Source organism: Streptomyces sp. NPDC034111 (genome assembly GCF_055575375.1).
Window position 1 is genome coordinate 239,538 of record NZ_JBVIST010000001.1, and the last position, 26,016, is coordinate 265,553.

Genomic DNA, 26,016 nt, shown 5'->3' on the forward strand with positions numbered 1-26,016 from the left:
GGCCGGGGGTCAATCCCCGGTCCCCGTGCCTCCGTACGACGTTGTACGGGACATTCAGGGACGGTCGCGCACCGGCCGGTCAGACGGTCAGTGCGCGGTCCGTCGGCTTGATGGGAGCCGGCAGGGCGCTGACTCCGGTCAGGAAGCGGTCCACACCGCGGGCGGCGGAGCGGCCCTCGGCGATGGCCCACACGATCAACGACTGGCCGCGGCCGGCGTCACCGGCGACGAACACGCCGGGGACATTGGTGGCGAAGTCGGCGTCGCGGGCGACGTTGCCGCGCTCGTCGAGCTCCAGGCCGAACTGCTCGACCAGGCCGTTCTCGCGGTCGGTGCCGGTGAAGCCCATGGCGAGGGTGACCAGCTGGGCGGGGATACGGCGCTCCGTCCCCGGCTTCTGCTCCAGCTTGCCGTCCTTGAACTCCACCTCGATCAGGTGCAGCCACTGGACGTTGCCGTCCTCGTCGCCCTCGAAGTGGGTGGTCGACACCGAGTAGACGCGCTCGCCGCCCTCCTCGTGCGCGGAGGTGACCTTGTAAAGCATCGGGAAGGTCGGCCAGGGCTGGCCCGCGTTCCGCTCCTCGCCCGGCTTGGGCATGATCTCCAGCTGGGTGACGGAGGCCGCGCCCTGGCGGTGGGCGGTGCCGACGCAGTCCGCGCCGGTGTCGCCGCCGCCGATGACGACGACATGCTTGCCCTCGGCGGTGATCGGGGCGGTGGTGAGGTCGCCCTCCTGCACCTTGTTGGCCAGCGGCAGGTAGTCCATCGCGAAGTGGATGCCGTTCAGCTCACGGCCGGGCACCGGCAGATCGCGGGAGGTGGTGGCACCGGCGGCGATGACGACGGCGTCGTAGCGCTTGCGCAGCTTCTTGGCGTCGATGTCGCGGCCGATCTCCACCTCCGTACGGAACTTGGTGCCCTCCGCGCGCATCTGCTCGATGCGGCGGTTGATGTGGCGCTTCTCCATCTTGAACTCGGGGATGCCGTAACGGAGGAGACCACCGATCCGGTCCGCGCGCTCGTAGACGGCGACGGTGTGGCCGGCCCGGGTCAGCTGCTGGGCGGCGGCCAGACCGGCCGGTCCTGAGCCGATGACGGCGACGGTCTTGCCGGAGAGGCGCTCGGGCGGCTGCGGGGTGACATCGCCGTTGTCCCACGCCTTGTCGATGATGGAGACCTCGACGTTCTTGATGGTCACCGGCGGCTGGTTGATGCCCAGCACACAGGCGGCCTCACAGGGCGCGGGGCACAGACGACCGGTGAACTCCGGGAAGTTGTTGGTCGCGTGCAGCCGCTCGCTGGCCTCGGTCCAGTCCTCGCGGTAGGCGTAGTCGTTCCACTCGGGGATGAGGTTTCCGAGCGGGCAGCCGTTGTGGCAGAACGGGATGCCGCAGTCCATGCAGCGCGACGCCTGCTTGCTGATGATCGGCAGCAGGGAGCCGGGCTGGTAGACCTCGTTCCAGTCCTTGACGCGCTCCTCGACGGGGCGGGTCTTGGCGATCTCGCGCTCGTGGTTCAGGAAGCCCTTGGGGTCAGCCATTGGTCGCCGCCTCCATCATCTTCTCGTGGGTCTCGGACTCGGAGAGTCCGGCCTGCTCGGCGGCTTCCTTGGCGGCGAGCACTGCCTGGTACGTGGGCGGGATGACCTTGCTGAAGCGTGCTGCGGCGGCATCCCAGTCGGCGAGGAGCTTGGCGGCGACGGTGGAGCCGGTCTCCTCCTGGTGGCGGCGCACCACGTCGTGCAGCCACTGCTTGTCGGCCTCGTCCAGCGGGCTCACCGCGTCGGCCAGTTCCTTGTTGACGTTGGCCTTGTCCAGGTCGATGACGTAGGCGAAGCCACCGGACATACCGGCCGCGAAGTTGCGGCCCGTCTCGCCCAGGACGACGGCGTTGCCGCCGGTCATGTACTCGCAGCCGTGGTCGCCGACGCCCTCGGAGACCACCGTGGCACCGGAGTTGCGGACGCAGAACCGCTCGCCGACCCGGCCGCGCAGGAACAGTTCGCCGCCGGTGGCGCCGTAGGCGAGGGTGTTGCCCGCGATGGTGGAGAACTCGGCGAGGTGGTCGGCGCCGCGGTCCGGGCGGACGATGACCCGGCCGCCGGACAGGCCCTTGCCGACGTAGTCGTTGGCGTCGCCCTCCAGGCGCAGCGTGACGCCGCGCGGCAGGAACGCGCCGAAGGACTGGCCGGCCGAGCCGGTGAAGGTGATGTCGATGGTGTCGTCGGGCAGGCCGGCACCGCCGAACTTCTTGGTCACCTCGTGGCCGAGCATGGTGCCGACCGTGCGGTTGATGTTCCGTACGGCGACCTGGGCGCGGACCGGCTGGGCGGCCTCGGCGGTGTCGGCCGCCAGGGCGTCGGCGGCGAGCTTGATCAGCTCGTTGTCGAGCGCCTTCTCCAGACCGTGGTCCTGGACGGTGATCTGGTGGCGGACGGCGCCCTCGGGCAGCTCGGGGACGTGCAGCAGCGGGGCCAGGTCCAGGCCCTGTGCCTTCCAGTGGTCCACGGCCTTGGTGGTGTCCAGCAGCTCGGCGTGGCCGACGGCCTCTTCGAGGGTGCGGAAGCCCAGCTCGGCCAGGAGCTCGCGGACCTCCTCGGCGATGAACTCGAAGAAGTTGACGACGTAGTCGGCCTTGCCGCTGAACCGCTCGCGCAGCGTCGGGTTCTGGGTGGCGATGCCGACCGGGCAGGTGTCCAGGTGGCAGACGCGCATCATGACGCAGCCGGAGACCACCAGCGGGGCGGTCGCGAAGCCGAACTCCTCGGCGCCCAGCAGGGCGGCGATGATGACGTCCCGGCCGGTCTTGAGCTGACCGTCGGTCTGCACCACGATGCGGTCACGCAGGCCGTTGAGCAGCAGCGTCTGCTGGGTCTCGGCCAGGCCCAGCTCCCAGGGGCCGCCCGCGTGCTTGAGCGAGGTGAGCGGGGAGGCACCGGTACCGCCGTCGTGACCGGAGATCAGCACCACGTCGGCGTGCGCCTTGGAGACACCCGCGGCGACGGTGCCGACGCCGACCTCGGAGACCAGCTTCACGTGGATGCGGGCGGCCGGGTTGGCGTTCTTGAGGTCGTGGATCAGCTGAGCCAGGTCCTCGATGGAGTAGATGTCGTGGTGCGGCGGCGGGGAGATCAGACCGACGCCCGGGGTCGAGTGCCGGGTCTTGGCGACCCAGGGGTAGACCTTGTGGCCGGGCAGCTGGCCGCCCTCGCCGGGCTTGGCGCCCTGCGCCATCTTGATCTGGATGTCGTCGGAGTTGACCAGGTACTCGGACGTCACACCGAAGCGGCCGGAGGCGACCTGCTTGATGGACGAGCGGCGCTCCGGGTCGTAGAGGCGCTCGGGGTCCTCGCCGCCCTCACCGGTGTTGGACTTGCCGCCCAGCCGGTTCATGGCGATGGCGAGGGTCTCGTGCGCCTCCTGGGAGATGGAGCCGTACGACATGGCGCCGGTGGAAAAGCGCTTGACGATCTCCGACGCCGGCTCGACCTCGTCGAGCGGGATCGGCTGCCGGTCGTTCTTGAGGGCGAACAGGCCGCGCAGCGTCATCAGCCGCTCGGACTGCTCGTTCACCCGCTCGGTGTACTTCTTGAAGATGTCGTAACGGCGCGTGCGGGTGGAGTGCTGGAGCCGGAAGACGGTGTCCGGGTCGAAGAGGTGCGGCTCGCCCTCGCGGCGCCACTGGTACTCGCCGCCGATCTCCAGCGCACGGTGCGTGGCGGCGATGCCGGTGGCCGGGTAGGCCTTGGCGTGGCGGGCCGCGACCTCCTTGGCGATGACGTCCAGGCCGGCGCCGCCGATCTTGGTGGCGGTGCCGTGGAAGTACGTGGCGACGAAGTCCTCGTCCAGGCCGACGGCCTCGAAGACCTGCGCGCCCCGGTAGGAGGCGACGGTGGAGATGCCCATCTTGGACATGACCTTCAGGACGCCCTTGCCGAGCGCCTTGATCAGGTTCTTGATGGCCGCCTCGGGGTCGACGCCGGGCAGGAAGGTGCCGGCGCGGACCAGGTCCTCGACGGACTCCATCGCCAGGTACGGGTTGACCGCCGCGGCACCGTAGCCGATCAGCAGCGCGACGTGGTGCACCTCGCGGACATCGCCGGCCTCGACGAGCAGACCGACCTGGGTGCGGGTCTTGGTGGCGATGAGGTGGTGGTGGACCGCGGAGGTCAGCAGCAGCGACGGGATCGGCGCGTGCTCGGCGTCGGAGTGGCGGTCGGAGAGCACGATCAGCCGGGCGCCGTCGGCGATGGCGGCGTCGGCCTCGGCGCAGATCTGCTCGAGCCGGGCGGCCAGCGACTCGCCGCCGCCGGAGACCCGGTAGAGGCCGGAGAGGGTCACGGCCTTCATGCCGGGCATGTCGCCGTCGGCGTTGATGTGGATGAGCTTGGCCAGCTCGTCGTTGTCGATCACCGGGAACGGCAGGGTCACACTGCGGCAGGAGGCCGCGGTGGGCTCCAGGAGGTTGCCCTGGGGGCCGAGCGAGGAGATCAGCGAGGTGACCAGTTCCTCGCGGATGGCGTCCAGCGGCGGGTTGGTGACCTGCGCGAAGAGCTGGGTGAAGTAGTCGAAGAGCAGCCGGGGGCGCTCGGAGAGCGCGGCGATCGGCGAGTCGGTGCCCATCGAGCCGATCGGCTCGGCGCCGGCCTTGGCCATCGGGGCGAGGATGACGCGGAGCTCTTCCTCGGTGTAGCCGAAGGTCTGCTGGCGGCGGGTGACCGAGGCGTGGGTGTGCACGATGTGCTCACGCTCGGGCAGGTCGGCCAGCTCGATCAGACCGGAGTCCAGCCACTCCTGGTAGGGCTGCTCGGCGGCGAGCTGCGCCTTGATCTCGTCGTCCTCGATGATGCGGTGCTCGGCGGTGTCGACGAGGAACATCTTGCCGGGCTGGAGGCGGCCCTTGCGGACGACCTTGGCGGGGTCGATGTCCAGGACGCCGACCTCGGAGGAGAGCACGACCAGGCCGTCGTCGGTGACCCAGTAGCGGCCCGGGCGCAGACCGTTGCGGTCGAGGACCGCGCCGACCTGGGTGCCGTCGGTGAAGGTGACGCAGGCCGGGCCGTCCCAGGGCTCCATCATCGTGGAGTGGTACTGGTAGAAGGCGCGCCGGGCCGGGTCCATGGAGGTGGAGTTCTCCCAGGCCTCCGGGACCATCATCAGCACCGAGTGCGGCAGCGAGCGGCCGCCGAGGTGCAGCAGCTCCAGGACCTCGTCGAAGGAGGCGGAGTCGGAGGCGTCCGGGGTGCAGACCGGGAAGATCCGCTCGAGCTTCTCGGGGTCCCCGTCGCCGAAGAGCTTCGACGCCAGCTGGGACTCACGGGCGCGCATCCAGTTGCGGTTGCCCTTGACCGTGTTGATCTCGCCGTTGTGCGCGACGAAGCGGTACGGGTGGGCCAGCGGCCAGCTCGGGAAGGTGTTGGTGGAGAACCGCGAGTGGACCAGCGCGATGGCGGTGGCGAAGCGGCGGTCGGACAGGTCCGGGAAGAAGGGCTCCAGCTGGCCGGTGGTCAGCATGCCCTTGTACACGATCGTGCGGGCGGACAGCGAGGGGAAGTAGACGCCCGCCTCGCGCTCGGCGCGCTTGCGCAGCGCGAAGGCCTTGCGGTCGAGCGCCAGGCCGGTGTTCTCGCCGTCGCTGACGAAGAGCTGGGAGAAGGCCGGCATGGTGGCGCGGGCGCCGTTGCCGAGCAGCTGCGGCGCGACCGGGACCACGCGCCAGCCGATGACGTTCAGGCCCTCTTCACCGGCGATCGTCTCGATGCGCGAGACGGCGTCGGCCGCTTCCTGGGCATCGGACGGCAGGAAGGCGATACCGACGGCGTAGCCGCCGGCCTCGGGGAGCTCGAAGGTGACGTTCTCGCGCAGGAACGCGTCCGGCACCTGGAGCAGGATGCCGGCGCCGTCGCCCGAGTCGGGCTCCGAGCCGGTGGCACCGCGGTGCTCCAGATTCGTCAGGACGGTGAGCGCCTGCTCGACCAGTGCGTGGCTGGCCTCGCCGGTGAGGGTGGCCACAAAGCCGACGCCGCAGGCGTCGTGCTCGTTGCGCGGGTCGTACATCCCCTGCTGGGCGGGGCGCCCGTCCATGGGCGACCATGCGGCGGCGCTGGCGCTGCTGGTGGTCGCGGAGTGCGTGGACGCGAAGCGCATCAAGCTCTCCCAACGTCGTCGTGGCATAGGCATTGCCGAGGGACGACGTTGGCCCTCCGCGAAATTTCGTGCAGGTTACAGGATGGCGCCCTTCCCAAAAAGCGAAAAGGGGCTTCCAACATGCGGACACCGCAGACGCGGCGATCAAGGACGCGGACGGAATCAGGGCCGTCCCACAAGGCGGCGTTCGGCGAGCGACATTGCCCGCGACGCCAGGGCCTTATGCCCGGTCGTCAACAAATCGAAACCGCTGGGTAACGCAGTAATTATGCAGTCACCCGTATGACACGCCACTGACACCCTCACCCTACGACGGTTCCGAACAACGCTCCCAGGACGTACGTCACACCGGCGGCCGCGCCGCCGAGGGCAAGTTGCCGCAGCCCGCTGAACCACCACGAACGCGCCGTCACACGTGCCACAACAGCACCACAGGCGAAGAGTCCGACCAGGGCGAGCAGCACCGCGGGCCAGATGGCGGAAGCGCCCAACAGGTAAGGAAGGACAGGCAGAAGCGCGCCCAGCGCAAACGATCCAAAGGAGGAAATCGCGGCAACGGCGGGAGAAGGAAGGTCGGAAGGGTCGATGCCCAGTTCCTCCCGGGCATGGATCTCCAGCGCCTGCTCGGGGTCCTTGGACAGCTGCTCCGCGACCTGCCGGGCGAGCCCCGGCTCGACACCGCGCGACACATAGAGGGCGGCCAGCTCCTCCTGCTCGTCCTTGGGGTGCTTGCGCAGCTCGGCCCGCTCGATGTTCAGCTCGGCCTGCACCAGCTCGCGCTGCGAGGCGACCGAGGTGTACTCGCCCGCGGCCATCGAGAAGGCACCGGCGGCCAGGCCCGCGAGGCCGGTGAGGATGATCGTCTGCTGCGGGACCGCACCGCCGGCGACACCGGTCATCAGGGCGAGGTTCGAGACCAGCCCGTCCATCGCGCCGAAGACGGCGGGGCGCAGCCAGCCGCCGTTCACATCGCGGTGAGTGTGGTTGTCGCGGTGGGCCACATGCGTCGGTGCCGCGGCATCCATGATCTCCATGACGGACATATCGGGACCTACTCCCTTCAGCGAGGTGTGGGCCGATAGCGGCACTTCCCCCTCCAACCCCTCGAAGCTATGCGCGTATTGCCCTCCGCCGCTAGCAAGGAAGGCCGAACTTACCCCGCTGACCTGCGGTTTTTCCGCGAGACCGGTGCTGAGATCCCGATCACAGCGGGTGCCGGTTCCCCACCGCGGCGCCGCCCGGGGGGAGTCGACCGGGTGACCTGGCCGCCCGGGAGAGGAGAGCCGGGCCGCCGCGTGGCACGGATACCACCATGAGCGCAGCGCACCCCCCGCCCCCGGAACCGGCCGCCCCCGGCGCCCCGGCCGCCCCGGTCCCGCCCCACTCCCCCACCGTGGAAGGACTCATCCGCACATGACGTACACCAGCGAGCGGACGCCGGGCGCGCCGGGCGTCCCCGACCCCCAGGTCACCCAGGTCCTGCCGGTCATGCCCGGCGCGCCGGCCGCCCCCGCCCCCGCCCCCTCCCCCTCCCCACCGTCCCTGGAGGACCGGGCGATCGGCGCGCTGGTCGGCGCCGCGGTCGGCGATGCGCTCGGCGGCGCGGTCGAGGGCCGGACGCCGGAGGAGATCGTCAAGCGGCACGGGGGCCGGGTCACCGGCATCGTCGGACCGTTCCACGACGACTGGCGCACCGCCCGCCCGCTCACGCCATACCACAAGGGCAACGGCCATGTCACCGACGACACCCTGATGACCCATGCGCTGGTCCGGGTCTACGAGTCGGTGCGCGACCACCTCGACGCCTACGACGTCGCCGACCACCTCGTACCGGACCTGATCGGCACCCCGCGCTGGATCCCGGAACTGGAGGCCGAGGCGCTGCCGTTGCAGCGGATCTTCCTGGCCGAGAAGTGGATCGTGGCGCGGCTGCACTACGGGCACGCCGATCCGCGCGAGGCCGGCGTGGGAAACATCGTCAACTGCGGTGCGGCGATGTACATGACCCCGGTCGGGGTGGTCAACGCCGGCAATCCGGACCGGGCCTACGCCGAGGCGCTGGACATCGCCGGGGCCCATCAGTCCTCGTACGGGCGGGAGGCGGCCGGTGTCTTCGCCGCGGCGGTGGCCGCCGCCTTCGTGCCCGAGGCCACCCCGTCCTCGGTCATCGTCCAGGCGCTGCGGCTGGCGAAGGACGGGACCCGTGCCGCGATCGAGGCGGTCTGCGAGGCGGCGTCCTCGCTGACCGACCCCGAGGCGGCCGTCGGGGCGCTGCGCGCGGCCGTCGCGCCCTTCGACACCGTCGGCCCGGACTACCGCAACCCCTCGCTGGGCGCCCGCCGCCCCTCCCGGCTGCACTCCATCGAGGAACTGCCCGTCGCGCTGGGCATGTTGCTGGTCGCCGGCGGCGACTACCGGGACACCGTCCTCGGCTCGGTCAACTACGGCCGGGACTGCGATTCGATCGCCACGATGAGCGGCGCACTGGCCGGTGCGCTGCGCGGGGCCTCGGCGGTACCGGCCGAGTGGAGCGGCGAGGTCGCCCGCGCCAGCCGCCTCGATCTCCAGGCCCCGGGCGCCGCGCTGGCCACCGTCGCCCGCGAGATCTTCACCCGCGACCGGGCCCGCGCCCGCACCCACGAGCAGGCCTTCACCGCGATCTCGGCCATCCCCGCGATGACGGAGGCGGGCGGACGGTGACGACCACGGCCCCGCCGCACCGGCCCTGACCGCCCTCGCGGAACGCACCGCGGCACCCGTCGTCCCCACCCCCCACCGACCGGAGGCCTGCGCACCATGACCGACCCCTCGCTGTCCGGGACGTCCCGGCCCGCCGCCGATGGCCCGGCCGCCCCGGAGGCCGCCCACTCCCCCGGCCCGCTCGCCGGACTCCGGGTGCTCGATCTCGCCACCCTCTTCGCCGGGCCGCTCGCCGCCACCCTGCTCGGCGACTTCGGCGCCGAGGTGATCAAGGTGGAGCATCCGCGGCGGCCCGACCCCGCACGCGGGCACGGGCCGGCCAAGGACGGCATCGGGCTGTGGTGGAAACTGCTGGGCCGCAACAAGAAGACCCTGACGCTCGACCTGTCCCACCCGGGCGGCCGCGAGGTGCTGCTGCGGCTCGCCGCCGGCGCGGACGTCATCGTCGAGAACTTCCGGCCAGGGACGCTGGAGAAGTGGGGCCTGGGCTGGGACGAGCTGGCCACCGTCAACCCGCGGCTGGTGCTGGCCCGGGTCACCGGCTTCGGCCAGTTCGGCCCGTACGCCCGGCGCCCCGGATTCGGCACCCTCGCCGAGGCGATGAGCGGCTTCGCCGCGATCACCGGTGAACCGGACGGGCCCCCGACCCTGCCGCCGTTCGGCCTCGCCGACGGGATCACCGCGCTCAGCACGTCGTACGCCGTGATGGCCGCACTGCGCGCACGGGAGACCACCGGCCGCGGGCAGGTCGTCGACCTGGCGCTGATCGAACCGATGCTGACCGTGCTCGGCCCGCATCCGCTCTGGTACGACCAGCTCGGCCACGTCCAGCCGCGGACCGGCAACCGCTCCGCCAATGTCGCGCCGCGCAACACCTACCGGACCGCCGACGGGTCGTGGGTGGCGGTCTCCACCTCCGCCGAGTCCGTGGCGGAGCGGGTGATGCGGCTGGTCGGACGGCCGGAGGTGATCGACGAGCCATGGTTCGGGACCGGTGCGGGGCGGGCCCGGCACGCCGACGAGCTGGACGCGGCGGTCGCCGGGTGGATCGCCCGGCACGACCGGGCCGAGGTGCTGGCCGCCTTCGAGGAGGCCGAGGCGGCCGTCGCGCCCGTCTACGACATCCGCGATGTGCTGGCGGATCCGCAGTACCAGGCGCTGGAGTCGGTCATCGAGATCCCCGACGACGAACTGGGCACCCTGCGGATGCAGAACGTCCTCTTCCGGCTCTCCGAGACGCCGGGCGCCATCCGGTGGGCCGGCCGCCCGCACGGCGCGGACACCGACGAGGTCCTGGCCGGGCTCGGGATGGACGAGGCCGAGATCGCCGCGCTGCGCGGGGCGGGCGCGCTATGAGGCCCGCCGCACCGGCAACGCCGCGCGAGAGCCCCGTCAGTACGCCGCTGACCTGGCTCTATGTGCCCGGCGACCGCCCCGAGGTGGTCGCCAAGGCGCTCGGCTGCGGGGCCGATGTGGTGGTGGTCGACCTGGAGGACGCGGTCGCCCCGGACCGCAAGGAGCATGCCCTGCGCGCCACCGCCGAGCTGCTGAGCGACCCGGCGCCGGGCCCCGCGCCCGTCCATGTCCGGGTCAATGCGCTGGACGGCCCGCTCGCCGAGACCGAGATCCGCACGCTGGCCGCCCTGCCGGGCCTGGCCGGGCTGCGGCTCCCCAAGGTGCAGGGACCGGCCGACGTGCACCGGGTGGCGGGCTGGGCGACGACCTCGCCGCCGGCCGCCGAGCCCGCCCTGGCACGGCGGCTCACCACGGGCCGGGTGACCCGCACCGCCCGGAGCACCCGTATCGGGCCCACCGGCGGCGCGGCCCGTACGGCTCCCGGCGGCGCCACCGCCACCCTCGCCCCCGCGGCCGCCCCCGCCCCGGCCGCCCTCCCGGCCACCCCTGCGCTCTACGCCCTGCTCGAATCCGCGCTGGGCATCGAGCACGCCTTCGCGATCGCCACCGCGCACCCGGCGCTGCAAGGGCTCGCGCTCGGCGAGACCGACCTCTCCACCGAGCTGGGGCTACGGGACGAGGCGGGACTGGCCTGGCCGCGCAGCCGGACCGTGGTCGCGGCCCGCGCGGCCGGGCTGGCCCCGCCGCCACAGTCGGTCTATCCGGACGTCCACGACCTGGACGGGCTGGCCCGGTCCTGCGCCCGGGGCCGGGCGCTGGGCTTCCTGGGCCGGGTGGCGATCCACCCCCGGCAGCTCCCGGTGATCGAAGCGGCCCATCTGCCCTCGCCGGAGGAGATCGAGGCCGCGGCGGAGATCGTCCGGGCGGCCGGCGCGGAGGGCGGGGCGCAGGCGCTGCCGGACGGGCGGTTCGTGGACGCGGCCGTGGTCGCGGGGGCCCGGCGGGTGCTGTCGCTGGCCGAGCGCAGGCGGTGAGCCCCTACGACGGAGCGCCGGGCGGACTCGGTATGTCGAGTCCGCCCGGCGCTCAGGGCAGCCGTCGGCCGCCTCAGGACTTCTTGGTGCTGCCGCTGCCGGCGGGCTTGTCGGCAGACTCGTCGGCGGGTGCTTCGGCCGAGGCCTCGCCGCTGTCGTCGCCGCTGGTCCCGGCGTCCTTGGCGTTCTCGGCGTCCTTGGCACTCTCGGCGCTCTCGGCGCTCTCGGCATGCTTGGTGCTCTTCGCGTCCTCGCCGCTCTCCGCGGCCTCGGCGGCGGCCGCCTCGGCTGCCGCACGCTCCTCCAGCGCGCCCGGCTCGACGACCTCCTCCCGGCCCGGTGCCTTCTTGGCGGAGACCACGAAGTAGACGACGGCCAGGACGAAGATGATCAGCGAGGTCCATACGTTGAGCCGCAGGCCCAGGATGTGGTGCGCCTCGTCGACCCGCATGTACTCGATCCAGGCGCGGCCCGCGCAGTAGGCGGCGACGTACAGCGCGAAGGCGCGTCCATGGCCGAGCCGGAAGCGCTTGTCCGCCCAGATCACCAGCGCCGCGACGCCGATGCACCACAGGCACTCGTAGAGGAACGTCGGGTGGTAGGTGCCGCCGACGCGTCCGATGGCCGGGTCGGAGCTGATCTTCAGCGCCCAGGGGACATCGGTCGGCTTGCCGTACAGCTCCTGGTTGAACCAGTTGCCCCAGCGGCCGATCGCCTGGCCGAGGGCCAGACCGGGCGCCAGCGCATCGGCGTAGGCCGGCATCGGGATGCCGCGGCGGCGGCAGCCGATCCAGGCGCCCACCGCACCGAGTGCGACCGCGCCCCAGATGCCGAGGCCGCCCTCCCACACCTTGAAGGCGTCGAGCGGATGGCCGTTCTTGCCGAAGTACGGCTCGTACGTCGTGATGACGTGGTAGAGGCGGCCGCCGACCAGCCCGAAGGGCACGGCCCACACGGCGATGTCCGCGACGGTGCCGGAACGGCCACCGCGCTGGATCCAGCGCCTGTTGCCGAGCCAGACGCCGACGAAGACGCCGATGATGATGCAGAACGCGTAGCCGCGCAGCGGGATCGGGCCGAGATGTACGACGCCGACCGACGGGCTGGGAATGAATGCGAGGTCCATGGCAGGGACGACGCTACCGCGCCGGGCGGGGTCGGCGACAACCCGCCCGGCAACGGCTGCGTAACGACGCCGTCCTCGCCCGATGACGCTGCGTGGCGAGGGCGGGGTCTAGGACGAGGGCGAGTTGCTGATCTTCGGCGCGGCGCGCGGCCCGGTGCCGGTGCCGGTCCTCGGGGCGCCGGGCCGGTGGGCCGCCGTCCCGGACTCCGGCGAGACGCCGGTCTTCGAGGACGCACCGGCCTTCGGCGCCGTACCGGCCTTCGGCGCCGTACCGGCCTTTGGCGCCGTACCGGACCTCGGTTCGGCACCGGACCTCGGTTCGGCGCCGGACTTCGGCGACGCGCTCGGCGCGGTGCCGGTGCCGCCGCCCGGCGAAGCGCTCTTGCCCGGCTGGGTGCCCTTGCCGGCGTCCAGGACCATCTTCTTCAGGTCCGCGGGCGTGAAGCGGCCGCCCTTCAGCTTGGCGAGGTCCTGGCCGTTGAGCAGCACGGTCGGCGTGCCGCGGTATCCGGAGTTGGCGAAGGCCTCGCTGGACTTGCGGACGAAGCCGTTGTACTTGCCGTCCTTGACGCACTGGGTGAAGGCGGGGGTCACCAGCCCCTTGACCTTGCCGGCCAGCTGGAGGAGGTACTGGGTGTCGGCGAACTTGTCCTGCGGCTCGGGCGGCTGGTTCGCGTAGAGGACGTCGTGGTAGTCGCGGAACCGTCCTGCGTCCTGGGCGCACAGCGCGGCGTTGGCGGCGTTGAGCGATCCCTTGCCTCCGGCGTTGCCGTCGATGATCGTCACGAGGTGGTACTCGGCCTTGAGCCGGCCGGAGTCCTCCAGCTCGTGGATCACCGGACGGAAGCCGGTCTCGAACTGCCGGCAGGCGGGGCAGCGGAAGTCCTCCCACACCGCGAGGGTGGACGGGGCGCCGGGCGCTCCCACCGGGACGGCCGGCCGGTCACCGCCACTGGCCTGCTTCGGGCGGGCGGTTTCGTTGTCGGAGCTGCTCTGGCCGCCGTCGGACGAGGACACCCAGACACCGATGCCGCCGGCGATGGCCAGCACCGCCACCACCGAACCGGCGACGATCGCCTGGCGGCGGCGCCGGGAGCGCGCCTTCTCCTTCTCCCGTTGTTCCTGAAGCCGCTCGCGGGCGCTTCTCTTACCCTCATGATTCTTCTGGCTCACGCCCCTGGACAACGAAGCGGAGGGGTGCCGCTGCACCCCTCCGCACCGATGTTCGCCCTATCGAGGGACAGCGCCCGGCCGCCGTGGACGGCTGCCCGCCGTGCGCCCGGCCCGCCGCGCCCCGCTCGCTAGGAGCGGTTGCGTACGCCCTCGGCCAGCTCGCCCGCCAGGGTGCGCAGTCCGGCGAGGCCCGCCTCCAGGTCGTCGCCCGCCGTCAGCAGCCGCTTGACGAACGCCGAGCCGACGATCACCCCGTCCGCGAACCGGGCCACCTCGGCGGCCTGTTCGGGGTTGGAGACGCCGAGGCCGACGCAGACGGGGAGCCCGTGGCGGGCACCAGCGGTGGCGCGGGTCCTGGCCACCAGCTCCTGGGCCTCGCGGCCGACCGACTCGCGGGTGCCTGTGACGCCCATCAGGGACGCGGCGTAGACGAAGCCGCTGCCGGCCGCGGTGATCTTGGCCAGCCGCTCGTCCCGGCTGCTGGGCGCGACCACGAAGACGGTGGCCAGCCCGTGCTGCTCGGCGGCCTTGCGCCACACCTCGGACTCCTCGACCGGGAGGTCCGGCAGGATGCAGCCGGCGCCGCCCGCCTCGGCCAGGTCGGCGGCGAACCGCTCGACGCCGTAAGCGTCGACGGGGTTCCAGTACGTCATGCACAGCACCGGCGCACCGGTGGCGGCGTGCACCTCGCGGACCGTGCGGATCACATCGACGGTCTTCACGCCGCCGCGCAGCGCGATGTCGTCGGCGGTCTGGATGACCGGGCCGTCCAGGACCGGGTCGCTGTGCGGCAGCCCGACCTCGACGATGTCGCAGCCGCCGTCCAGCATCTCGGTCATCGCCCGCACGCCGCCGTCCACGGTCGGGAACCCGGCCGGGAGGTAGCCGACGAGCGCGGCACGGTTCTCCGAACGCGCCTGCGCCAGTACGGAGTTGAGCAGTTCGATGTTGCCGGCCATCACTTCTCCCCCTCGCCCGTGGGCTGGACCGCGCCGTTCACATCGGCGCCGTCCTTCTCGTCATAGAGCCCGAAGTAACGGGCGGCGGTGTCCATGTCCTTGTCACCGCGCCCGGAGAGGTTGATCAGCAGCAGGCCGTCGGGGCCCAGCTCGCGGCCGACCTCCAGGGCGCCGGCCAGCGCATGGGCGCTCTCGATCGCCGGGATGATGCCCTCGGTCCGCGAGAGCAGGCGCAGGGCCTGCATCGCCGCGTCGTCGGTGACCGCGCGGTACTCGGCCCGGCCGACGTCCTTGAGGTAGGCGTGCTCGGGGCCGATGCCGGGGTAGTCCAGACCGGCCGAGATGGAGTACGGCTCGGTGATCTGGCCGTCCTCGTCCTGGAGGACGTAGCTGCGCGAGCCGTGCAGGATGCCGGGGGTGCCCTCGGTGAGGGTGGCGGCGTGCTCGCCGGTCTCGACGCCGTGGCCGCCGGGCTCGCAGCCGATCAGGCGGACGCCTTCGTCGGGGAGGAAGGCGTGGAAGAGCCCGATGGCGTTGGAGCCGCCGCCGACGCAGGCGAGGGCGGCGTCCGGCAGCCGGCCGGCGCGCTCCAGGATCTGGCGGCGGGCCTCGACGCCGATGACCCGGTGGAAGTCGCGGACCAGCGCCGGGAAGGGGTGCGGTCCGGCGACCGTACCGAAGAGGTAGTGGGTGCGGTCGACGTTGGCGACCCAGTCCCGGAACGCCTCGTTGATGGCGTCCTTGAGGGTGCGGCTGCCGGACTTCACGGCGATGACCTCGGCGCCGAGCATCCGCATCCGGGCGACGTTGAGGGCCTGCCGCTGGGTGTCGATCTCGCCCATGTAGATGGTGCAGTCGAGGCCGAAGAGGGCGCAGGCGGTGGCGGTGGCGACGCCGTGCTGGCCGGCGCCGGTCTCGGCGATGACCCGGGTCTTGCCCATCCGCTTGGTGAGCAGCGCCTGGCCCAGCACGTTGTTGATCTTGTGCGAGCCGGTGTGGTTGAGGTCTTCCCGCTTGAGGAAGACCCGGGCCCCGCCGGCCTGTTCGGCGAACCGCGGCACCTCGGTGAGCGCGCTGGGGCGCCCGGTGTAGTTGACCATCAGGTCGTTGAGCTCGGCCGCGAAGGCGGGGTCCGCCTTGGCCTTCTCGTACTCCGCGGCGACCTCGTCGACCGCGGCGACCAGCGCCTCGGGGATGAACTTGCCGCCGAAGGCACCGAAATAGCCCTCGGGGCTGGGCACCCGCCCCTCGGGGTCGGGAAGGAAGAAATCGGAGGACATCTGACGCGCTCCTGGATCGGGGCACTCGCCCCGCTCGGATCGGATTCCGGACATCACGCTAGGGGGATGACTGCTGCGCACGCCGGCACCGAGGACGCCCGTCCCCGGTCAGCGTGCGGCAGCCCCGCGCCATCGGCGCCCGTTGATCTGCCCCGGCTCCGAACCGATGTGATAGCGGACCCGTCGCCCGTGGACCCGCCGTGCCGGTGCTCGGCAGCCGCGCGGCCGGCAGCCCCGGCCCAGCGCCGCATGCCGGCCGTCGCCGGCGGCCGCGGCGAGCACGGCGGCCGGCCCGGGGCGGTGGCCCGGCCCGGGGCGGTGGATGCGGGAGGCGCTGGTGGTCATGTCGGCGATCGGGGCGGTCAGGCCCGCCCGTGGCGGATCGCCGGGTGGGAGCCCGCGGCGACCAGATCGGCGACCGCGGTCCTGGGGTCCTTGCCGGTGACCAGCGACTCGCCGACCAGCACCGCGTCCGCGCCGTCATTGGCGTATGCGATCAGGTCGTGCGGCCCGCGCACGCCGGACTCGGCGATCTTGACGATGTGGTCGGGGATCTCGGGGGCGACCCGGGCGAAGTTGCCGCGGTCGACCTCCAGGGTCTTGAGGTTGCGGGCGTTGACGCCGATGATCCGGGCGCCGGCGTCCACCGCGCGGGCGACCTCTTCCTCGTCGTGCACCTCGACCAGCGGCGTCAGCCCGATCGACTCGGCCCGCTCGATCAGCGAGACCAGGGCCTCCTGCTCCAGCGCGGAGACGATCAGCAGCGCGAGATCGGCACCGTAGGCGCGGGCCTCCCACAGCTGGTAGGCGGTGACGATGAAGTCCTTGCGCAGCAGCGGGATGTCGACCCGGGCGCGGACGGCCTCCAGGTCGGCCAGCGAGCCGCCGAACTTGCGCTCCTCGGTGAGGACGGAGATGACCGCGGCGCCGCCCGCTTCGTAGTCGGCGGCCAGGCCGGCCGGGTCGGCGATCGCGGCGAGCGCGCCCTTGGAGGGGCTGGAGCGCTTCACCTCGCAGATCACCGTGACGCTCTCGCCCTTGAGTGCCGCGACACCGTCCATCGCGGGGCGCGCCTTCTGGGCCCGCTCCTTGAGCTCGTCGAGGGATACCCGCGCCTGCCGCTCCGCGAGGTCGGCGCGGACCCCGTCGATGATCTCGTCGAGCACACTCACGCGAGCGGCCTCCTTGCTTGGGCGGTCGAGGGGGACAGTGCCCCGGGGGACGAGCTGTCCCCATCCGGCTCTCCGATGGTATCCGCCATGGGAGGGAGGACGCGCATCCGGTTGACCGCGGTCCCACCACCTGGACATTTACCGGCCGGGCGGGCGGCCCACCCGGGTGGTCAGGGTGCCAGGGCGCTGCCGAAGGGCAGGTTGCGGACGACCGTGAAGGCGAGCAGGAGTCCGGTCAGCGCCCACCAGTGGACGGGGCGGGGCCGGGGGCCCGGCGTACGGCGTCCTCGTGCCGCGCGGGCCAGCCAGAGTGCCCAGAGGACGGCGCAGAGGGCGTAGCCGGCCACCGCGAGCGCATTGGCGCCGAGGGCGGCGGCGAGGTCACCGTGTGCGACGGCGTGGGCGCTGCGCAGTCCGCCGCAGGCAGGGCAGTACAGGCCGGTGAGGTGCAGCAGCGGGCAGACGGGGTAGTGGCCGGGCTCGTTCGGGTCGACGGCGCCGACGTAGCCGAAGGCGCTGGTGACGGCTGCGAGGGCGCCCAGCGGCGGGAGGAGACGGCGCGCCGGGCCGCCTCTCGGCCGGGCTTCCGGCCGGGCCCGCACCACGGGATCGCTCACGTGGCGATTGTGCCGCCGGATGCACGAAGGCGCCGCTTCCCGGCCGCCGTACGGGCGGGAAGCGGCGCCTTCGGGGTCTGCGGGCGGTGCCGGGGCCCGGCACCACGGGGAGCGGGCTCAGCCCTCCTGCGGCTGCGCCTGGGCGGCGGCGGCCGGCTTCGCCGCGCGCTTGGGCTCCTGGCCCAGGCCCGCCGCGCGCATCAGACCACCGACCACGGCCCCGAGGCCGATCAGCACCATGCCGCCCCAGAAGCCGGGCACGTTCCCCAGCACGATGAAGGCTCCGGCGACGCAGAAGCCGATGAACGAGATGATGACGCCGGTCCAGGCGGCGGGGGTGTGTCCGTGGCCACTGCTCGACATGTGTGCTCCTCGTTGCTCTCGCGCGCCGGGGTCGGGGGCGCGGTGATCCTCAGCGCCCATTGTCACCGATGCCGGGCGGGGCTCTTTTACCGGGTGGGGTCCTCGCCGCGGTCCAGGGACTTCCAGATCTCCTCCGGGCGGTCCAGATCCGGGGCCGCCGGGGCGCGCCGCGGGCCGCGGGCACCGCGCGGGGCGCGCTCGTATCGGCCCGACATCGCAGGCCAGTGGCGCCCGTACACCAGCGCCAGCAGCCCGGCGATCAGCAGCAGCCCGCCGCCGGCCGCGGCCACCCACGGCCAGCCGGTGTGGGTGACGTGATGCACACCGGCGCCGGTCAGACCGACCGCGGTGGCCGCCTTCTCGCGCAGTGCGGAGGTGTCGGCGTTGCCCAGCACGGCGGCGACGACGATGCCGGCGCCACTGAGCGTGAGGAGGGTGGCGACAGCGGTCCGGCCGGCCCGGCGCACCGCGAAGACGGCGACCAGGGCGGCCAGGCCGACCACGGCCAGCGCGCCGGGCACTCCGGTCACATCGGCGCCGGTCACGGTGCGCGGCAGCTCGCCCTGGGCGAGCCGGGCGGAGCCCTGGGCCCAGATGCGGCCGGAGGCCAGCAGCGTCAGGCCGGCGCCGGCCGCGCCGGTCAGCAGTGCCAGGGCGAGGCTTCTGCGCGCGGCACCGGCCGACGCGGACCCGGCCGCGGGCACGGCGTCATCCGAGGGCTCGGTGTCGGTACGGGTCTGGGGTGCGGCACTCACGCGTACCACTATCGCGTACCGGCCGGGGAACCCCGCGGCGGGGTGGACCGGGCAGGAGCCGTTGGTGGTCCCGCCCGACGGACGGCCCCGCGGCCGGCTACCTGCCCAGGTGGTTGGCGGTGTGTACGGCGCGCAGGACGGCCGCCGCCTTGTTGCGGCACTCGGTGTCCTCGGCCACCGGGTCGGAGTCGGCGACCACTCCGGCGCCCGCCTGGACGTAGGCGGTGCCGTCCCGCAGCAGGGCCGTGCGGATCGCGATCGCGGTGTCGGAGTCGCCGGCGAAGTCCAGGTAGCCCACACAGCCGCCGTACAGCCCGCGCCGGGTCGGCTCCAGCTCCTCGATGATCTGCATGGCGCGCGGCTTGGGCGCGCCGGAGAGGGTGCCGGCGGGGAAGCAGGCGGTGAGCACGTCGAAGGCGGTGCGGCCCTCGGCCACCGTGCCGGTCACCGTGGAGACGATGTGCATCACATGGCTGTAGCGCTCGACGGACATGAAGTCGACGACCTCGACGCTGCCGGGTTCGCAGACCCGGCCGAGGTCGTTGCGCCCCAGGTCGACCAGCATCAGATGCTCGGCGCGCTCCTTGGGGTCGGCCATCAGCTCGTCCGCCAGGGCCTGGTCCTCCTGGACGGATGCGCCGCGCGGGCGGGTGCCGGCGATCGGGTGCACCATGGCCCGGCCGTCCTCGACCTTGACCAGCGCCTCGGGACTGGAGCCGACCACGTCGAAGGCCGCCCCGCCGGCAGTCCCGTCGCCGTCGTCGCCCTCGAAGCGGAAGAGGTACATGTACGGGCTGGGGTTGGTGGCGCGCAGCACCCGGTAGACGTCCAACGCGCTGGCCGTGCAGGGGGTTTCGAAGCGCTGGGAGGGCACGACCTGGAAGGCCTCGCCGGCCCGGATGCGCTCCTTGATGTCCTCGACGGCCTCCTGGTAGGCCGGTCCGCCCCACTCGGCGGTGTACGGGGGGACCTCGGACGGCGGCAGCGCGGCGGCGCTGGCGGGCGCGGGCCGGGCGAGGTCGTCGGCCATGGTGTCCAGCCGGGCCACGGCGTCCGCGTACGCCTCGTCGATGCCGGTGTCGAGGTCGTTGTGGTTGATCGCGTTGGCGATCAGCAGGACCGTGCCGTTCCAGTGGTCGAGGACCGCGAGGTCGGAGGTGAGCAGCATGGTCAGCTCGGGCAGCCGGAGGTCGTCGGTGGTCTGCTCGCCGATCTTCTCCAGGCGGCGCACGATGTCGTAGCCGAGGTAGCCGACCATGCCGCCGGTGAAGGGCGGCAGGCCCGCGCCCTCGATCAGGTCGCGGGGGGTGTGCAGGGTCTCGACGGTGGCGCGCAGTACGGCGAGCGGGTCGCCCTCGGTGGGCACGCCGACCGGCGGGGTGCCCAGCCAGTGGGCCCGGCCGTCGCGGGTGGTGAGGGTGGCGGCGCTGCGGACGCCGATGAAGGAGTAGCGCGACCACGTACGGCCGTTCTCGGCGGACTCCAGCAGGAAGGTGCCGGGGCGTTCGGCGGCGAGTTTGCGGTAGAGCCCGACCGGGGTGTCGCCGTCCGCGAGCAGCCGCCGGGTGACGGGGATGACCCGTCGGTCCTTGGCGAGGGTGCGGAAGGTGTCGAGGTCCGGAGTGGCGGTGCCGGTGGTTCCCGTGGTCATGGCAGCGGAGCCTACTGGCCCTGGCCTTCCTCGGTGGGCAGTACGTCCGCGTCGAAGCAGGTGCGGGCGCCGGTGTGGCAGGCGGCGCCGACCTGGTCGACCTTGACCAGGACGGTGTCGGCGTCGCAGTCCAGCGCGACCGACTTGACGTACTGGAAGTGGCCTGAGGTGTCGCCCTTGACCCAGTACTCCTGGCGGCTGCGGCTCCAGTACGTGCAGCGGCCGGTGGTCAGGGTGCGGTGCAGCGCCTCGTCGTCCATCCACCCCATCATCAGCACCTCGCCGGTGTCGTACTGCTGGGCGATGGCGGGGACCAGGCCGTCGGCGCCGCGCTTGAGGCGGGCGGCGATGGCGGGATCCAGTTGGGTGTCGGTGGCGGTGGTGCGGCTGCTGGTCATGGGTCCATTGTGCCGTGCGGCATCCTTCAGGCATGCATCCTCAGCAGCCGCCCGTGCCGCCAGAGCCGCCGGACCCGGACCATGCCGCGCGGGTGGCGGCGCGGGTGCTGGGCGCGGTGTTCGCGGCGGCGGTGGTGGTCGGTGTGGTGGTCGCCGTGGTGGTGGTGCGGAAGTAGCCGCGCCGCCGGGCTCATACCCCCAGCTTCGCCGCCATCAGCTGCCCGATGGCCTCCTTGTCCCCGTCCAGCTCGACCTCGGCCGCCTCCTGCCGCCCGAAGGCGAACAGGGTCAGCTCGCCGGGCTCCCCGACGACCGTGACCACCGGGGTGCCGCGGCGCGCGACCGCGGTCCGCCCGTCCGGCCGGCGCAGGACGAGACCCACCGGCGACCTACGGCCGAGCATCCGGGCCATCCGCTCGATCCTCGCCCACAGGCCGTCCGCGAAGACGGGGTCGAGCTCGCGCGGGGCCCAGTCCGGCTGCGCCCGCCGGACGTCCTCGCCGTGGACGTAGAACTCGACCGTGTTGGACGCCTCGTCGATCTGCTTCAGCGCGAACGGCGACATCCGCGGCGGGCCGGTCCTGATCAGCTGGATCAGTTCCTCGTACGGCTTGGCCGCGAACTCCGCCTGCACCCGGTCCAGCCGGGCCGCCAGCGGCCTGAAGAGGATCCCGCCGGCCGCGTCGGCGCGCCGTTCGCGCACCACCACATGCGCGGCCAGGTCCCGCGCGGTCCAGTTCTCACACAGGGTCGGCGCGTCGGGTCCGGCGCTCTCCAACAGGTCGGCGAGCAGGAGCCGTTCGCGCTGCGCATGGGTCGACATGCGGCCAGCCTACGGCCGGGGCCGGGCCGCCGCCACGGCACCGCGCGGCGCGGCGGTCAGGGCGTCCCCTGATCGAGGTGCTCGGTGAGGATGCGTTCCAGTTCGCGGGCGGCGCGCGGCGGGGAGACATCGCCGCGGTGGGCGACGGAGATGGTGCGGTGCATTCCGGGGGTGGCGAAGCGGGTGATGCGCAGGCCGGAGCGTTCGGCGACCATGCTGGGGACGACGGCGATGCCCAGCCCGGCCCGTACGAAGCCGAGGACCGCGTCCATCTCGCCGCCCTCGACGGTGAAGGTGGGCTCGAAGCCGGCCGCGCGGCATGCCGCGGTGGTGAATTCCCGCAGGTCGTAGCCGCGGCGGAACATGGCGAGCGGGCGGTCGCGCAGGTCCTCGACCCGGATGCGGGTGCGGCGGCCGACGACCGGGGCGGGCCGGCCGGGGGCGGAGACCACGACCAGCTCCTCGCGCAGCAGGTCGGCGGTGGCCAGCGCCGGGGCCTGGACCGGGAGCGGGGTGATGATCAGGGCGAGGTCGAGTTCGCCGTCGGCCAGGGCGCGGACCAGGTCCTGGGAGCCGTCCTCGGTGACGATCAGGTCGACGCCCGGGTAGGTGGCGTGGAAGGCGCTCAGGACGTCGGGGACGAGGCTGGCGCAGAGGCTGGGCGGGGCCCCGAGCCGTAGCCGGCCGCGGCACAGCTGGGCGACCTCCTGGACCTCGCGGCGGGCGGTCTCGGCGTCGGCGAGGATCCGCCGGGCGAGCGGCAGCAGGGTCTCGCCGGCGTCGGTGAGGGTGATGTGGCCGCGCGCCCGGTGGAACAGCTCGGCGCCCAACTCCCGCTCCAGGGACCGGATCTGCTGAGAGAGCGAGGGCTGGGCGACATGTTCGCGTGCGGCGGCGCGGGTGAAGTGGCGGGTGTCGGCCACGGCGGTGAAGTAGCGGAGCTGCTGCAACTGCATAAGGGGAATGTAGGGCATCGATAGGCTCAGGCTATGGAGATGAGCCGCACCATGTCTTGGACTGATGGGCCGCCCGCTCCTTACCGTCGGGACCCATGGCACTGGACACACGGACGGATCGACGGCCGTCCATGACCCACAGGCTCTGGGACTCGTCCGTCGGCAAGAAGACGGTGATGGCCGTGAGCGGTCTGATCATGCTGCTCTACCTGGTCGTCCACATGATCGGCAACCTGAAGATCTTCTTCGGTCCGGACGAGTTCGACCACTACGCGCACTGGCTGCGGGTGGTCGGCGAGCCCTTCATGCACCGCGAGTGGACGCTGTGGCTGGTCCGGGTGGTCCTGGTCGCCGCCGTCGTCGCGCACGCCACCTCCGCGTACCAGCTCAGCCGCCGGGACATCAAAGCGCGGCCGAACAAGTACGTGCACAAGAAGCCGCGGGCGAGCTACGCCACCCGCACCATGCGCTGGGGCGGGATCATCCTCGGCCTGTTCATCGTCTGGCACGTCCTGGACCTGACCACCGGCACCGTGCACTCCGGCGGCTTCCGGTCCGGCCACCCCTACGGGAACGTGGTGGACACCTTCTCCACCTGGTACGGCAACGCCGTCTACCTCATCGCGATGCTGGCGCTCGGCCTGCACATCCGGCACGGCTTCTGGAGCGCCGCCCAGACCCTCGGCGTGGGCAGCCACGCCCGCGACCGCCTGCTCAAGACCCTCGCCAACGCCCTCGCGCTGGTGCTGACGCTGGGCTTCGTCTCCGTACCCGTCGCCGTCATGACCGGAGTGGTGAGCTGACATGAACCCGTACCCCGCCTACGCCGACTACGTCACCGGGGACCCGGTCGCCGACACCAAGGCTCCTGCCGGGCCGGTCGCCGAGCGCTGGGACCGGCGCCGCTTCGAGGCGAAGCTGGTCAACCCGGCCAACCGCCGTAAGCACACCGTCATCGTCGTCGGCACCGGCCTCGCGGGCGGCGCTGCCGGTGCCACGCTCGCCGAACAGGGCTACCACGTCGAGCAGTTCTGCTACCAGGACTCCCCGCGCCGGGCCCACTCGATCGCCGCCCAGGGCGGGATCAACGCCGCGAAGAACTACCGCAACGACGGCGACTCCGTCCACCGGCTCTTCTACGACACCGTCAAGGGCGGCGACTTCCGCGCCCGCGAGTCCAACGTCCACCGGCTCGCGCAGATCTCCGTCGAGATCATCGACCAGTGCGTGGCCCAGGGCGTGCCGTTCGCCCGCGAGTACGGCGGGCTGCTCGACACCCGCTCCTTCGGCGGCGTCCAGGTCTCCCGTACGTTCTACGCCCGCGGCCAGACGGGCCAGCAGCTGCTGCTCGGCGCCTACCAGGCGCTGTCGCGGCAGATAGCCGCGGGGAACATCGAGATGCACCCCCGTACCGAGATGCTCGACCTGATCGTCATCGACGGGAAGGCGCGCGGCATCGTGGCGCGCGATCTCCTCACCGGCCGCATCGACACGTACTTCGCGGACGCCGTCGTCCTGGCCTCCGGCGGCTACGGCAACGTCTTCTACCTGTCGACGAACGCCATGAACTCCAACGCCACCGCCGTGTGGCGGGCGCACCGCCGTGGCGCGTACTTCGCCAACCCCTGCTTCACCCAGATCCACCCCACCTGCATCCCGCGCACCGGCGACCACCAGTCCAAGCTGACGCTGATGAGCGAGTCGCTGCGCAACGACGGCCGGATCTGGGTCCCCAGGGCCAAGGGCGACACCCGCCCGCCCACCGAGATCCCCGAGGACGAGCGGGACTACTACCTGGAGCGGATCTACCCCTCCTTCGGCAATCTGGTGCCCCGTGACATCGCCTCGCGCGCCGCGAAGAACGTCTGTGACGAGGGCCGGGGCGTCGGCCCCGGCGGGCAGGGCGTGTATCTGGACTTCGCGGACGCCCTCGCGCGGATGGGCCGCAAGGCCGTCGAGGCGAAGTACGGCAACCTCTTCGACATGTACGCCCGGATCACCGACGAGGACCCCTACCGGGTGCCGATGCGGATCTACCCGGCGGTGCACTACACGATGGGCGGACTGTGGGTCGACTACGACCTCCAGACCACCGTGCCCGGCCTGTTCGCGATCGGGGAGGCCAACTTCTCCGACCACGGCGCCAACCGGCTCGGCGCGAGCGCGCTGATGCAGGGCCTCGCCGACGGCTACTTCGTCCTCCCGTCGACGATCAACGACTACCTGGCCCGCAACCCGCACAACGACGAGGTCACCGACGGACACCCCGCCGTCCAGGAGGTGCTGGCCGAGACGGAGGACCGGCTCAATCTGCTGCTGGCCGTCGACGGCGACCGCACCCCCGATTCCTTCCACCGCGAGCTCGGTGAACTCATGTGGGAGTACTGCGGCATGGCCCGCACCGACGAGGGGTTGCGCAAGGCGCTGGACCGGATCCCGCAGATCCGCGAGGAGTTCTGGCGCCGCATCAAGGTGCCCGGCACCGGCGAAGAGTTCAACCAGTCCCTGGAGAAGGCCAACCGGATCGTCGACTACCTGGAGCTCGCCGAGCTGATGTGCCTCGACGCGCTGCACCGCGCGGAGTCCTGCGGCGGCCACTTCCGCGAGGAGTCCCAGACCCCGGACGGTGAGGCCGAGCGCCGGGACGAGGAGTTCTCCTACGCCGCCGCCTGGGAGTTCACGGCCACCGGCGACGCCCCCGTCCTGCACAAGGAAGACCTGGTCTTCGAGTACGTCCACCCCACCCAGCGGAGCTACGCATGAGGCTCACCCTGCGCGTCTGGCGCCAGCAGAACGCCGACGCCCCCGGCGCCATGTCCACCTACGAGGTCGACGGCATCTCCCCGGACATGTCGTTCCTGGAGATGCTCGACACCCTCAACGAGGAGCTGATCCTCGGCGGTGACGATCCGGTCGCCTTCGACCACGACTGCCGCGAGGGCATCTGCGGTGCGTGCAGCCTGGTCATCAACGGCGAGGCGCACGGCCCGGAGCGGACCACCACCTGCCAGCTCCATATGCGGTCGTTCTCCGACGGCGACACCATCGACATCGAGCCCTGGCGCGCCGCGGCCTTCCCGGTCGTCAGGGACCTGGTCGTCGACCGCTCCGCCTTCGACCGGATCATCCAGGCCGGCGGCTACATCACCGCCCCGACCGGCGCCGCGCCGGAGGCCCATGCCACGCCCGTGCCGAAGCCGGACGCCGATGCCGCCTTCGAGCACGCGGAGTGCATCGGCTGCGGCGCCTGTGTGGCGGCCTGCCCGAACGGCGCCGCCATGCTGTTCACCTCGGCCAAGGTCAACCACCTCAATGTGCTGCCGCAGGGCGCGCCCGAGCGGGAGAGCCGGGTGCTGGACATGGTGGCCCGGATGGACGAGGAGGGCTTCGGCGGCTGCACCCTCACCGGGGAGTGCGCCACCGCCTGTCCCAAGGGCATCCCGCTGTTCAGCATCACCAAGATGAACCGCGAGTTCGTCCGGGCGGCGCGCAAGGGCCGCTGAGGCG

At 72.3% G+C, this 26,016-nt stretch carries 23 protein-coding genes; 7 read left to right on the forward strand and 16 right to left on the reverse strand.

The genetic code is table 11. The features are described from left to right. Window positions 1-79 precede the first annotated feature (79 nt). From ACZ55A_RS01075 to ACZ55A_RS01085, 3 genes are all read right to left on the reverse strand, one after another. The gene (locus tag ACZ55A_RS01075) at window positions 80-1,540 is read right to left on the reverse strand and encodes a glutamate synthase subunit beta (RefSeq protein ID WP_468831204.1); all 1,461 of its coding nucleotides are present in this window, start codon (window positions 1,538-1,540) and stop codon (window positions 80-82) included. Next, window positions 1,533-6,146 carry a glutamate synthase large subunit gene (gltB, locus tag ACZ55A_RS01080; RefSeq protein WP_468831207.1) on the reverse strand — a complete coding sequence of 1,538 codons (4,614 nt, stop codon included), beginning with the start codon at window positions 6,144-6,146 and terminating at the stop codon, window positions 1,533-1,535. The genes ACZ55A_RS01075 and gltB overlap by 8 nt, the downstream gene beginning before the upstream one ends. 302 nt (window positions 6,147-6,448) lie before the next feature. Beyond that, window positions 6,449-7,180: a VIT1/CCC1 transporter family protein gene (locus tag ACZ55A_RS01085; RefSeq protein ID WP_468834505.1), complete on the reverse strand. Its 732-nt coding sequence runs from the start codon at window positions 7,178-7,180 to the stop codon at window positions 6,449-6,451. A 379-nt stretch (window positions 7,181-7,559) separates the two neighbouring features. Between ACZ55A_RS01085 and ACZ55A_RS01090 the strand changes: the two genes are divergently transcribed. The 3 genes from ACZ55A_RS01090 (at window position 7,560) to ACZ55A_RS01100 (ending at window position 11,236) form a co-directional block, all read left to right on the forward strand. After that, entirely contained in the window at window positions 7,560-8,846 is a 1,287-nt protein-coding gene (locus ACZ55A_RS01090) for an ADP-ribosylglycohydrolase family protein (protein WP_468831209.1), read from the forward strand. Window positions 8,847-8,942: 96 nt separating this feature from the next. Next, window positions 8,943-10,202, forward strand: coding sequence for a CaiB/BaiF CoA transferase family protein (locus ACZ55A_RS01095; RefSeq protein ID WP_468831212.1), 1,260 nt, complete (start codon window positions 8,943-8,945; stop codon window positions 10,200-10,202). Then, entirely contained in the window at window positions 10,199-11,236 is a 1,038-nt protein-coding gene (locus ACZ55A_RS01100) for an HpcH/HpaI aldolase/citrate lyase family protein (RefSeq protein WP_468831214.1), read from the forward strand. The genes ACZ55A_RS01095 and ACZ55A_RS01100 overlap by 4 nt, the downstream gene beginning before the upstream one ends. A 73-nt stretch (window positions 11,237-11,309) precedes the next feature. Here ACZ55A_RS01100 and lgt read toward each other — a convergent pair whose 3' ends face one another. The 11 genes from lgt to hisI all read right to left on the reverse strand — a co-directional run bounded on the left by lgt (window position 11,310) and on the right by hisI (window position 20,730). Continuing rightward, complete coding sequence (gene lgt, locus ACZ55A_RS01105) at window positions 11,310-12,362, reverse strand: prolipoprotein diacylglyceryl transferase (protein ID WP_468831217.1); 1,053 nt, start codon at window positions 12,360-12,362, stop codon at window positions 11,310-11,312. Window positions 12,363-12,470: 108 nt separating this feature from the next. Continuing rightward, window positions 12,471-13,535, reverse strand: coding sequence for a DsbA family protein (locus tag ACZ55A_RS01110; protein WP_468831220.1), 1,065 nt, complete (start codon window positions 13,533-13,535; stop codon window positions 12,471-12,473). Window positions 13,536-13,663: 128 nt separating this feature from the next. Next, complete coding sequence (trpA, locus tag ACZ55A_RS01115) at window positions 13,664-14,494, reverse strand: tryptophan synthase subunit alpha (RefSeq protein ID WP_468831223.1); 831 nt, start codon at window positions 14,492-14,494, stop codon at window positions 13,664-13,666. Then, complete coding sequence (trpB, locus tag ACZ55A_RS01120; protein WP_468831226.1) at window positions 14,494-15,774, reverse strand: tryptophan synthase subunit beta; 1,281 nt, start codon at window positions 15,772-15,774, stop codon at window positions 14,494-14,496. The genes trpA and trpB overlap by 1 nt, the downstream gene beginning before the upstream one ends. 108 nt (window positions 15,775-15,882) lie before the next feature. Next, a complete protein-coding gene (gene trpM / locus ACZ55A_RS01125; protein WP_468831229.1) occupies window positions 15,883-16,119 on the reverse strand; it encodes a tryptophan biosynthesis modulator TrpM in 237 nt (78 codons plus the stop codon). A 17-nt stretch (window positions 16,120-16,136) separates the two neighbouring features. Further along, on the reverse strand, window positions 16,137-16,946 hold the full coding sequence (gene trpC, locus ACZ55A_RS01130) for an indole-3-glycerol phosphate synthase TrpC (protein WP_468831232.1): 810 nt from the start codon (window positions 16,944-16,946) through the stop codon (window positions 16,137-16,139). Between the two features lie 170 nt (window positions 16,947-17,116). Next, window positions 17,117-17,563 carry a DUF2752 domain-containing protein gene (locus ACZ55A_RS01135; RefSeq protein ID WP_468831235.1) on the reverse strand — a complete coding sequence of 149 codons (447 nt, stop codon included), beginning with the start codon at window positions 17,561-17,563 and terminating at the stop codon, window positions 17,117-17,119. 117 nt (window positions 17,564-17,680) lie between these two features. After that, a complete protein-coding gene (locus ACZ55A_RS01140; protein WP_468831238.1) occupies window positions 17,681-17,926 on the reverse strand; it encodes an HGxxPAAW family protein in 246 nt (81 codons plus the stop codon). Window positions 17,927-18,012: 86 nt separating this feature from the next. Next, complete coding sequence (locus tag ACZ55A_RS01145) at window positions 18,013-18,681, reverse strand: TIGR02234 family membrane protein (protein WP_468831241.1); 669 nt, start codon at window positions 18,679-18,681, stop codon at window positions 18,013-18,015. Between the two features lie 97 nt (window positions 18,682-18,778). Beyond that, window positions 18,779-20,332 (reverse strand): anthranilate synthase component I, encoded by a 1,554-nt coding sequence (locus tag ACZ55A_RS01150; RefSeq protein ID WP_468831244.1) that lies wholly within the window; start codon window positions 20,330-20,332, stop codon window positions 18,779-18,781. Window positions 20,333-20,343: 11 nt separating this feature from the next. Continuing rightward, window positions 20,344-20,730, reverse strand: coding sequence for a phosphoribosyl-AMP cyclohydrolase (gene hisI / locus ACZ55A_RS01155; protein WP_468831247.1), 387 nt, complete (start codon window positions 20,728-20,730; stop codon window positions 20,344-20,346). A gap of 32 nt (window positions 20,731-20,762) precedes the next feature. On the opposite strand from hisI, the gene ACZ55A_RS01160 reads away from it, so the two are divergent. Then, the gene (locus ACZ55A_RS01160) at window positions 20,763-20,906 is read left to right on the forward strand and encodes a hypothetical protein (protein ID WP_468831250.1); all 144 of its coding nucleotides are present in this window, start codon (window positions 20,763-20,765) and stop codon (window positions 20,904-20,906) included. A gap of 14 nt (window positions 20,907-20,920) precedes the next feature. Here ACZ55A_RS01160 and ACZ55A_RS01165 read toward each other — a convergent pair whose 3' ends face one another. Both ACZ55A_RS01165 and ACZ55A_RS01170 read right to left on the reverse strand, forming a co-directional pair. After that, entirely contained in the window at window positions 20,921-21,553 is a 633-nt protein-coding gene (locus ACZ55A_RS01165; RefSeq protein WP_468831253.1) for a TIGR03085 family metal-binding protein, read from the reverse strand. A 56-nt stretch (window positions 21,554-21,609) separates the two neighbouring features. After that, complete coding sequence (locus ACZ55A_RS01170) at window positions 21,610-22,509, reverse strand: LysR family transcriptional regulator (protein WP_468831256.1); 900 nt, start codon at window positions 22,507-22,509, stop codon at window positions 21,610-21,612. Between the two features lie 131 nt (window positions 22,510-22,640). Here ACZ55A_RS01170 and ACZ55A_RS01175 point away from each other — a divergent pair, with 131 nt between their 5' ends. From ACZ55A_RS01175 to ACZ55A_RS01185, 3 genes are read left to right on the forward strand one after another with little or no spacing between them, the layout of a single operon-like run. Continuing rightward, on the forward strand, window positions 22,641-23,312 hold the full coding sequence (locus ACZ55A_RS01175) for a succinate dehydrogenase (protein ID WP_468831259.1): 672 nt from the start codon (window positions 22,641-22,643) through the stop codon (window positions 23,310-23,312). Window position 23,313: 1 nt separating this feature from the next. Next, window positions 23,314-25,272: a fumarate reductase/succinate dehydrogenase flavoprotein subunit gene (locus tag ACZ55A_RS01180; protein ID WP_468831262.1), complete on the forward strand. Its 1,959-nt coding sequence runs from the start codon at window positions 23,314-23,316 to the stop codon at window positions 25,270-25,272. After that, on the forward strand, window positions 25,269-26,012 hold the full coding sequence (locus ACZ55A_RS01185) for a succinate dehydrogenase/fumarate reductase iron-sulfur subunit (RefSeq protein WP_468831265.1): 744 nt from the start codon (window positions 25,269-25,271) through the stop codon (window positions 26,010-26,012). The genes ACZ55A_RS01180 and ACZ55A_RS01185 overlap by 4 nt, the downstream gene beginning before the upstream one ends. Window positions 26,013-26,016 lie beyond the last annotated feature (4 nt).

What these genes read in the sequence shown, in the direction of transcription:
- trpA (WP_468831223.1), bottom strand. Translation starts at nt 14,494, where the DNA reads ATGGCCGGCAACATCGAACTGCTCAACTCCGTACTGGCGCAGGCGCGT.
- lgt (WP_468831217.1), bottom strand. Translation starts at nt 12,362, where the DNA reads ATGGACCTCGCATTCATTCCCAGCCCGTCGGTCGGCGTCGTACATCTC.
- ACZ55A_RS01090 (WP_468831209.1), top strand. Translation starts at nt 7,560, where the DNA reads ATGACGTACACCAGCGAGCGGACGCCGGGCGCGCCGGGCGTCCCCGAC.
- gltB (WP_468831207.1), bottom strand. Translation starts at nt 6,146, where the DNA reads ATGCGCTTCGCGTCCACGCACTCCGCGACCACCAGCAGCGCCAGCGCC.
- ACZ55A_RS01175 (WP_468831259.1), top strand. Translation starts at nt 22,641, where the DNA reads ATGACCCACAGGCTCTGGGACTCGTCCGTCGGCAAGAAGACGGTGATG.
- ACZ55A_RS01160 (WP_468831250.1), top strand. Translation starts at nt 20,763, where the DNA reads ATGCATCCTCAGCAGCCGCCCGTGCCGCCAGAGCCGCCGGACCCGGAC.
- ACZ55A_RS01100 (WP_468831214.1), top strand. Translation starts at nt 10,199, where the DNA reads ATGAGGCCCGCCGCACCGGCAACGCCGCGCGAGAGCCCCGTCAGTACG.
- ACZ55A_RS01095 (WP_468831212.1), top strand. Translation starts at nt 8,943, where the DNA reads ATGACCGACCCCTCGCTGTCCGGGACGTCCCGGCCCGCCGCCGATGGC.
- trpB (WP_468831226.1), bottom strand. Translation starts at nt 15,774, where the DNA reads ATGTCCTCCGATTTCTTCCTTCCCGACCCCGAGGGGCGGGTGCCCAGC.
- ACZ55A_RS01085 (WP_468834505.1), bottom strand. Translation starts at nt 7,180, where the DNA reads ATGGAGATCATGGATGCCGCGGCACCGACGCATGTGGCCCACCGCGAC.
- ACZ55A_RS01165 (WP_468831253.1), bottom strand. Translation starts at nt 21,553, where the DNA reads ATGTCGACCCATGCGCAGCGCGAACGGCTCCTGCTCGCCGACCTGTTG.
- ACZ55A_RS01185 (WP_468831265.1), top strand. Translation starts at nt 25,269, where the DNA reads ATGAGGCTCACCCTGCGCGTCTGGCGCCAGCAGAACGCCGACGCCCCC.
- trpM (WP_468831229.1), bottom strand. Translation starts at nt 16,119, where the DNA reads ATGACCACCAGCGCCTCCCGCATCCACCGCCCCGGGCCGGGCCACCGC.
- ACZ55A_RS01180 (WP_468831262.1), top strand. Translation starts at nt 23,314, where the DNA reads ATGAACCCGTACCCCGCCTACGCCGACTACGTCACCGGGGACCCGGTC.
- ACZ55A_RS01150 (WP_468831244.1), bottom strand. Translation starts at nt 20,332, where the DNA reads ATGACCACGGGAACCACCGGCACCGCCACTCCGGACCTCGACACCTTC.
- ACZ55A_RS01140 (WP_468831238.1), bottom strand. Translation starts at nt 17,926, where the DNA reads ATGTCGAGCAGTGGCCACGGACACACCCCCGCCGCCTGGACCGGCGTC.
- ACZ55A_RS01170 (WP_468831256.1), bottom strand. Translation starts at nt 22,509, where the DNA reads ATGCAGTTGCAGCAGCTCCGCTACTTCACCGCCGTGGCCGACACCCGC.
- ACZ55A_RS01075 (WP_468831204.1), bottom strand. Translation starts at nt 1,540, where the DNA reads ATGGCTGACCCCAAGGGCTTCCTGAACCACGAGCGCGAGATCGCCAAG.
- hisI (WP_468831247.1), bottom strand. Translation starts at nt 20,730, where the DNA reads ATGACCAGCAGCCGCACCACCGCCACCGACACCCAACTGGATCCCGCC.